5 protein-coding genes and 1 riboswitch are annotated in these 6,865 nt (G+C 67.8%); all 5 genes read left to right on the top strand.

All coding sequences use genetic code 11. The features are described 5' to 3' along the window. The first annotated feature begins 65 nt into the window (after positions 1–65). Positions 66–1,667, top strand: coding sequence for an alpha,alpha-trehalase TreF (gene treF / locus AC1DSO_RS20130; protein WP_477070502.1), 1,602 nt, complete (start codon positions 66–68; stop codon positions 1,665–1,667). 224 nt (positions 1,668–1,891) lie between these two features. Beyond that, positions 1,892–4,279, top strand: coding sequence for a TonB-dependent receptor (locus tag AC1DSO_RS20135; protein ID WP_477070503.1), 2,388 nt, complete (start codon positions 1,892–1,894; stop codon positions 4,277–4,279). Positions 4,280–4,290: 11 nt separating this feature from the next. Next, a complete protein-coding gene (locus AC1DSO_RS20140; RefSeq protein ID WP_477070504.1) occupies positions 4,291–5,769 on the top strand; it encodes an esterase-like activity of phytase family protein in 1,479 nt (492 codons plus the stop codon). 39 nt (positions 5,770–5,808) lie between these two features. Further along, positions 5,809–5,994: riboswitch (cobalamin riboswitch) on the top strand. Between the two features lie 30 nt (positions 5,995–6,024). Next, positions 6,025–6,669 (top strand): cob(I)yrinic acid a,c-diamide adenosyltransferase, encoded by a 645-nt coding sequence (gene cobO, locus AC1DSO_RS20145; protein ID WP_477070505.1) that lies wholly within the window; start codon positions 6,025–6,027, stop codon positions 6,667–6,669. A 13-nt stretch (positions 6,670–6,682) separates the two neighbouring features. Next, the coding region (locus AC1DSO_RS20150; RefSeq protein WP_477070506.1) for a thioredoxin domain-containing protein at positions 6,683–6,865 on the top strand (183 nt) is incomplete at its 3' end.

Consider the following 6,865-nt stretch of genomic DNA (forward strand, 5'->3'; position numbering starts at 1 on the left):
CCGGGTCCTGGCCTTGGCCGGGGAGGCGGTGATTAATGTGGCTTGAGTTGAGTTCGAGGCTTCGCATGGTTCGTCTGATCGCCGCGACGTTCGCCGCCTTGGCCCTGTCCTCGGCGGCGTTCGCCGGACCGGAGGACGCAGCCCCGGGCGTGGTCCAGGACGCGGCCAAGGTCCCCACGCCGGCGGACACCTACCAGGAGCTGTTCCACCAGGTGCAGACCCGGCGGATCTTCCCGGACGGCAAGACCTTCGTCGATGCTGTCCCCAAGCGAGCGCCCACGAAGATCCTGGCCGACTACCGCGCCCATGCGACGTTCAGCGACGCCGAGCTGAAGCGTTTCGTCCGCGCCAACTTCGTGGTCCCCGGGACGGGCGCGGCGCCGAAACGGACAGCCAAGCGCACGACGCTCAAGGCCCATATCGCCGCTCTCTGGCCGCACCTGACCAAGCCGCCCGTGAAGCCCGTGGCCGGCGGTTCGGCCCTGGCCATGGCCAAGCCGTTCGTCGTGCCGGGCGGGCGCTTTCGCGAGATCTATTACTGGGACAGCTATTTCACGATGCTGGGCCTGAAGGCCGACCGCCGCGACGACCTGGTCGAGAACATGATCGACGATTTCGGCGGCCTGATCGACGCCTACGGCCACATCCCCAACGGCGCGCGGACCTATTATCTGAGCCGCTCGCAGCCGCCGTTCTTCTTCGCCATGGTCGGGCTGTCGGGCGCCACGGATCCCAAGACGGTCAAGGCTCGCGTCGACCGGATGCGCCGTGAGTACGCCTTCTGGATGGACGGCGACGTCGACCTGAAGCCCGGCGAAGCCCATCGCCGCGTGGTGGCCATGGCCGATGGCGGGGTCCTGAACCGCTACTGGGACGACCGCGACACGCCGCGCGACGAGTCCTACCGCGAGGACCTGGAGACCGCCCTGAAGAGCGGCCGCCCGCAGGCCGAGGTGTTCCGCGATCTGCGGGCCGGGGCCGAGAGCGGCTGGGACTTCTCCTCGCGCTGGATGGCCGACGGCCAGAGCCTCTCGACGATCCAGACGACCTCGATCGTGCCGGTCGACCTCAACAGCCTGATGTACGGCCTGGAGAAGGCGATCTCGACGGGCTGCGCCCAACTGGCCGACGCCGACTGCGTGTCGGAGTTCGACCGTCGAGCCCACGCCCGGGCCGAGGCGATCGACTTCTATCTGTGGGACAGCGCCCAAGGCGGCTATGTCGACTACCAGTGGAAGACCGGCCAGCGCCTGGACCATCTCAGCGCGGCGACCTTCTATCCGCTGTTCGTCGGCGCCGCGGACGAGTCGAAGGCCCACATCGTCGCCCAGAAGACCTGGGACGCGCTGCTGGCCCCCGGCGGCCTGCGCACCACCACGGTCCGCACCGGCCAGCAGTGGGACACGCCCAACGGCTGGGCGCCGCTGCAGTGGGTGGCCGTCTCGGGCCTGCGCCGCTACGGCGAGGACGCCCTGGCCAACGAGATCGCCAAGCGCTGGCTGGCCACGGTCGAGCGCGAGTACAAGGCCAGCGGCAAGATGCTGGAGAAGTACGACGTCGAGGAGGCCAAGGCCGGCGGGGGCGGGGAGTACCCCACCCAGGACGGCTTCGGCTGGACCAATGGCGTGGCGCGGGCGTTGATGGAGCCGGCCGCGGGCGGACGATAACCGTTCGCGGAAATCGCGATCTCAGTCACAAAAGCTACGCAGTAACGCCCTAAGAGCGACGCAAAGTTCAGAGGCGCTGAGCGTCCGAATTCTGGTCGAATCTGGGATCTTCTCTGAGACAGTCTCGTGACTGTGCGCCTCTCCGCGCGCCTATGTTCGCAATTCGGATGTCGCGCCGACGCGTTTGCTTCCGCCGGGAAGCGAGTACTGTCGGGGATGTTCCTATGTCGATCCAAACGTCGCGCCTGAAGCACGGCCTGGCCTTCCTATTCTCCAGCAGCATGCTGCTGACCGTGGCCCAAGCCCGCGCCGCGGATCTGGCCACTGCCGCCGAGCCAGCCGACAACGATTCCCGCATCGAGGAGGTGATGGTCACCGCCCGCAAGCGCTCGGAGAACGTCCAGACCGTTCCGACACCGGTGACGGTGATCTCGGCGGGCGAGRTCCAGCGCCAGAACCTGCTGAACTTCACCAACTTCCAGTACAAGTTCCCGGCCTTCTCGGTCTATCTGACCAATCCGAAGCAGCAGAACCTGGGCATCCGGGGCATCGGCAACAACGGCTTCAACACCGACGGCATCGACGGCTCGGTCGGCATCTTCGTCGACGGCGTCTATACCRGCCGCCAGGGCATGGTCAGCGGCGACTTCAGCGACATCGCCGACATCGAGCTGCTGCGCGGCCCGCAAGGCACGCTGTTCGGCAAAAACACCACGGCCGGCGCGGTGATCATCAACTCCAAGCTCCCGACCTTCACGCCGGAAGGCTCGGCCGAGGTGACCTTCGGCGAGGACAACCTGCGTCAGGTCAAGGCCAGCGTCTCCGGCCCGCTGATGGACGGCAAGCTGGCCGCCCGCGTCTCGGCCTTCTACACCGACAAGGACGGCAACTATCCCAACCGCGCCGGCGGCCCGGCCGCCAACGCCCGCCAGAGCGAGGGCGTGCGCGGTCAGTTCCTGGCCAAGGTCGGCGACGACGTCACCTTCCGCCTGATCGCCCAGCACACCGAGCAGAACTTCAACTCGATCGGCCCGGTGATCCTCGGGGTCTACAACCCCGCCGCCCTGCAGGCCCGGATGGCCGCCGCCGGCTACACCCTGCTGGTCAGCGACGCCGAGAAGCGCGAGGTCAATATCGACGCCCCGCTGACGGCGACCACTCACGCCAACCTGGTCAGCGGCGAACTGAACTGGGACCTGGGCGAGAAGGGGACGATCACCTCGATCAGCGCCTTCCAGAACTGGACCTGCTTCACCAACAACGACAACGACTACACCCAGCTGAACGCCATCCCGGACTACGGCTCGTGCAACGTCGAGCGCCAGTATTCGCAGGAGCTGCGCTGGGCCTCGGCCAAGGACAAGCCGGTCGAGGCGGTGGTCGGCACGTTCCTGTCGACCCAGTACCTGGGCGTGAATTCGCGGATCCGCTTCGGCAACCAGTACAACATCTGGGCCGCCAACCCTTCGGCGACGGCCTTCCCGACCCTGGCCGGCAAGACCTGGGCTCAGGGCGCCTATGCCGACGCCGTCGCCGGCTTCGGCATGCGCTCGTACGCCAGCTTCCACACCGACACCGCCGCCCTGTTCGGCAACGTCGTCTGGCATCCGGACGCCGACCGGAAGTGGGCGATCAACCTGGGCCTTCGCCAGACCTGGGAAGACCGCGACTACGCCTATACCGGCTGGGTCGAGAGCAATCTGGGCAATCTGACCCAGGCCCAGGTCACGGCCATGTCGGCCGCCGGCGCCAACGCCCAGCTGGGCCGCGCCACAGACGCCCTGAAGGACAAGTCGCTGTCGGGCCAGGTCGGGGTCAGCTACCGCCCGACCGCCGACTTCATGGCCTATGTCACCGCCGCGCGCGGCCACAAGTCGGCGGGTTTCAACCTGCTGCCCTTCGACCCGGCCACGGCCATCTACGGCGCCAAGCAGGACGTCGACGGCGAGACCTCGGACAATGTCGAGGCCGGCTTCAAGAGCGAGTGGTTCGACCACCGCCTGCTGCTGAACGTCACGGCGTTCAACACCGAGGTGAAAGACTACCAGGCCAACCAGGCGATCGGCGTCGGCAACACCGCCGTCCGCTTCCTGGCCAATGTCGGGTCGCTGCGTTCGCGCGGCGTCGAGGTCGAGAGCGAGGCGCGCCTGGGCGCGCTGCGCGTCAAGGGGCTGCTCGGCTACAACGAGGCCACCTACAAGAGCTTCCACAACTCGGTCTGCCCGGCCCAATCGACGGCCCTGACCTGCGACCTGACCGGCCGCCAGGTCGCCTGGGCTCCGAAATGGACCAGCAGCGTCACGGTGAACTACGAGCACTCGTTCGTGTCGGGCACGACCAGCTACGCGACCTTCGACGCCAACTGGCGCTCGACCCAGAACACTACGATCACCCTGGACCCGGCGGCGCAGATCAAGAGCTACGCCCTGGCCAACCTGCGGATCGGCACGCTGTTCATGGACGACAGCCTCGACCTGCAGGTCTGGGTCGAGAACCTGGCCGACAAGGCCTACTACATCAACCTGCTGGGCCTGACGAAGTCGACGGGCATCATCCAGGGCTATCCGGGCAATCCGCGCACGGTCGGCGCCACCGTCCGCTACCGCTTCTAAGGGGAGCCGCCATGTCGCGTCGTCGCCTGGCCGGAACCGTCGCCGCCTTCGCATTGGCTCTCGCGGGCGGCGCGTCGGCCCAGTACCTTACGCCGCACTGGGACCAGCGGGCGGGGGACGTGGCGGTGAGCTTCGAGGGTAAGACCTATGTCAACCACGGCCTGGTGGCCGTGGGCTGGCTGCCGGCGGCGACGCGCGACTTCAACGGCGAGACCCTGGGCTCGTTCTCCAGCATGGCGCTGGACGGCTGGAAGCGGAACGCGGACGGCTCCTATGAAGGGACCTTGCGCACCCTGCCGGACCGTGGCCCCAACAATGTCGGGCCGTTCGCCGGCACGACCGACTATTCCAACCGGGTCCACACCCACGCGATCAAGCTGGTCCCCGGCCAGGGCCTGACCATCACCCCGACCGGCGGTTTCCTGCTGAAAGACCAAGTGGGCGCGCCGTTCACCGGCAAGGACCCCGGACCGAACGTCCTGGTCCGTGACGGCGTCCGCTATCCGTCGCCGGTCAGCGGCGAGGGGGCGGGGCGGATCAGCCTGGACTCCGAAGCCATCGCCTACCTGCCGGACGGCAGCTTCTACGTCTCCGACGAGTACGCGGCCGGCATCTACCTGTTCGACAAGGCCGGCAAGCTGGCCGGGACGATCGAGACGGTTCCGGCCCTGAAGCCGATCAAAAAGGGCCAGCTGGACTTCGGGGCCGAGAAAGCGCCGACCACCGGCCGCCGCAACAACCAGGGCCTGGAAGCCCTGGCCGTCACGCCCGACGGCAAGCGCCTGATCGCGGTGCTGCAGAGCGCGACGATGCAGGACTCCACGTCCAACAACGCCACCCGCAACAATACCCGCGTGCTGGTCTACGATATCACCAAGACCCGCACGCCACTGGCCCCGATCGGCCACTATGTGCTGCAGCTGCCGACCGTGCGCGAGACCGGCGACGGCCAGGCCGCCGACGCCACCGCCGCCCAGTCCGAGATCGCCGCGCTCAGCGACAGCCGCTTCCTGCTGCTGGCCCGCGACGGCGCCGGCCGCGGCAAGGGCACGGCGAATGCGCCGGTCTACAAGAGCGTCCTGCTGGTCGACCTGGCCGGCGCGACGAACTTGGCCGGCACGCCGTACGAACAGGACGTGACCCCGGTCGCCAAGGACGGCGTTCTGAACCCCGACATCAAGCCCGCCGCCCAGGCCGAGCTGGTCAACCTGCTGAATCCCGTCCAGCTGGCCAAGGTCGGCGTGAACCTGTCCGTGAGCCCGTCGACCGCGACCAGCCTGCCCGAGAAGCTGGAGGCCTTGGCTCTGGCGCCGGCCTTCGACAAGGCCGCGCCGCGCGACGTCTTCCTGTTGGTCGGCAGCGACAACGACTTCGCCACCGCCCAGGGGCGGGTCAACGGCCAGGACTTCGACGCCTCGCTGAAGGGCGATACGGGGACAGGCGACAACGACAACCTGATCCTGGTCTACCGCCTGACGCTCCCGAACTAGGCCTTTGGTGAACTAAGCTTGACCCCCGTAGCCGGCGCGCCTACGCCGGATATCGAAGGCATGGAGGCGCAAGCCTCCGGGAACGCGGTGACCAATCCGCGGCTGCCCCCGCAACTGTGATCGTCCGTCGATCGTCACGGCACTCAGCCACTGGGAACTCATCCTGGGAAGGCGCCGCGACGGGAGGGCGTAAGCCAGGAGACCGGCCTTCGTCATATCAACGCGGCCGGCGGGGTGCCCGGCGAGGGCAGGGTGATGACTGAAACCACAGACGAAGCGGCCCAAGAGGCGGCCCAAGAAGCCGCCAAGAACGCGCGCCACAACGCCAAGATGAAGGTCATCCAGGCCGCGCGGGCCAAGATGATGGCCGAGCGCCAGATCGAGAAGGGCCTGCTGATCGTCCACACAGGGGCGGGCAAGGGCAAGACCACGGCGGCGCTGGGCATGGTCTGCCGCGCCATCGGCCACGGCCAGCGGGTCAGCGTCGTCCAGTTCATCAAGGGCGCGATGCAGACCGGCGAGAAGCTCGTCTTTGATGCGTTCCCCGACCACGTCGAGTTTCGGCCGATGGGCGAGGGCTTCACCTGGGACACCCAGGACCGCGCCCGCGACATCGCCGTGGCCCGCCAGGCCTGGGAGGTCATCAAGGCCCGTATCGCCGATCCCGATTGGGACATGGTGGTGGCCGACGAGCTGAACATCATCCTGCGCTACGACTACCTGCCGTTGGCCGAGGTGCTGGAGGTGCTGGTCAACCGGCCCGAGGGCAAGCACGTGGTGGTCACCGGCCGCAACGCCCCTGACGCCCTGATCGAGGCCGCCGACCTGGTCACCGAGATGGCCCAGGTCAAGCACCCGTTCCGCGCCGGCGTGAAGGCCCAAGCGGGGATCGAGTTTTGACGGGGATCGAGTTTTGACCCTGCTGCGCGCGGCCGACGACGGCCCGGCGGTGGTGGTCTGCAACACCTGCCGCGTCTCGGCCGAGGAACGCGAGGACGCGAACGGCGTGCGTGGCGGGGCGCTGCTGGCGGCGGCGCTTCGTGAGATTGCTGAAGGCAGCGGCGTGGCGATCCAAGAAATGCCGTGCCTGTTCAAC

This window comes from Caulobacter sp. P4_E5 (genome assembly GCF_056401555.1).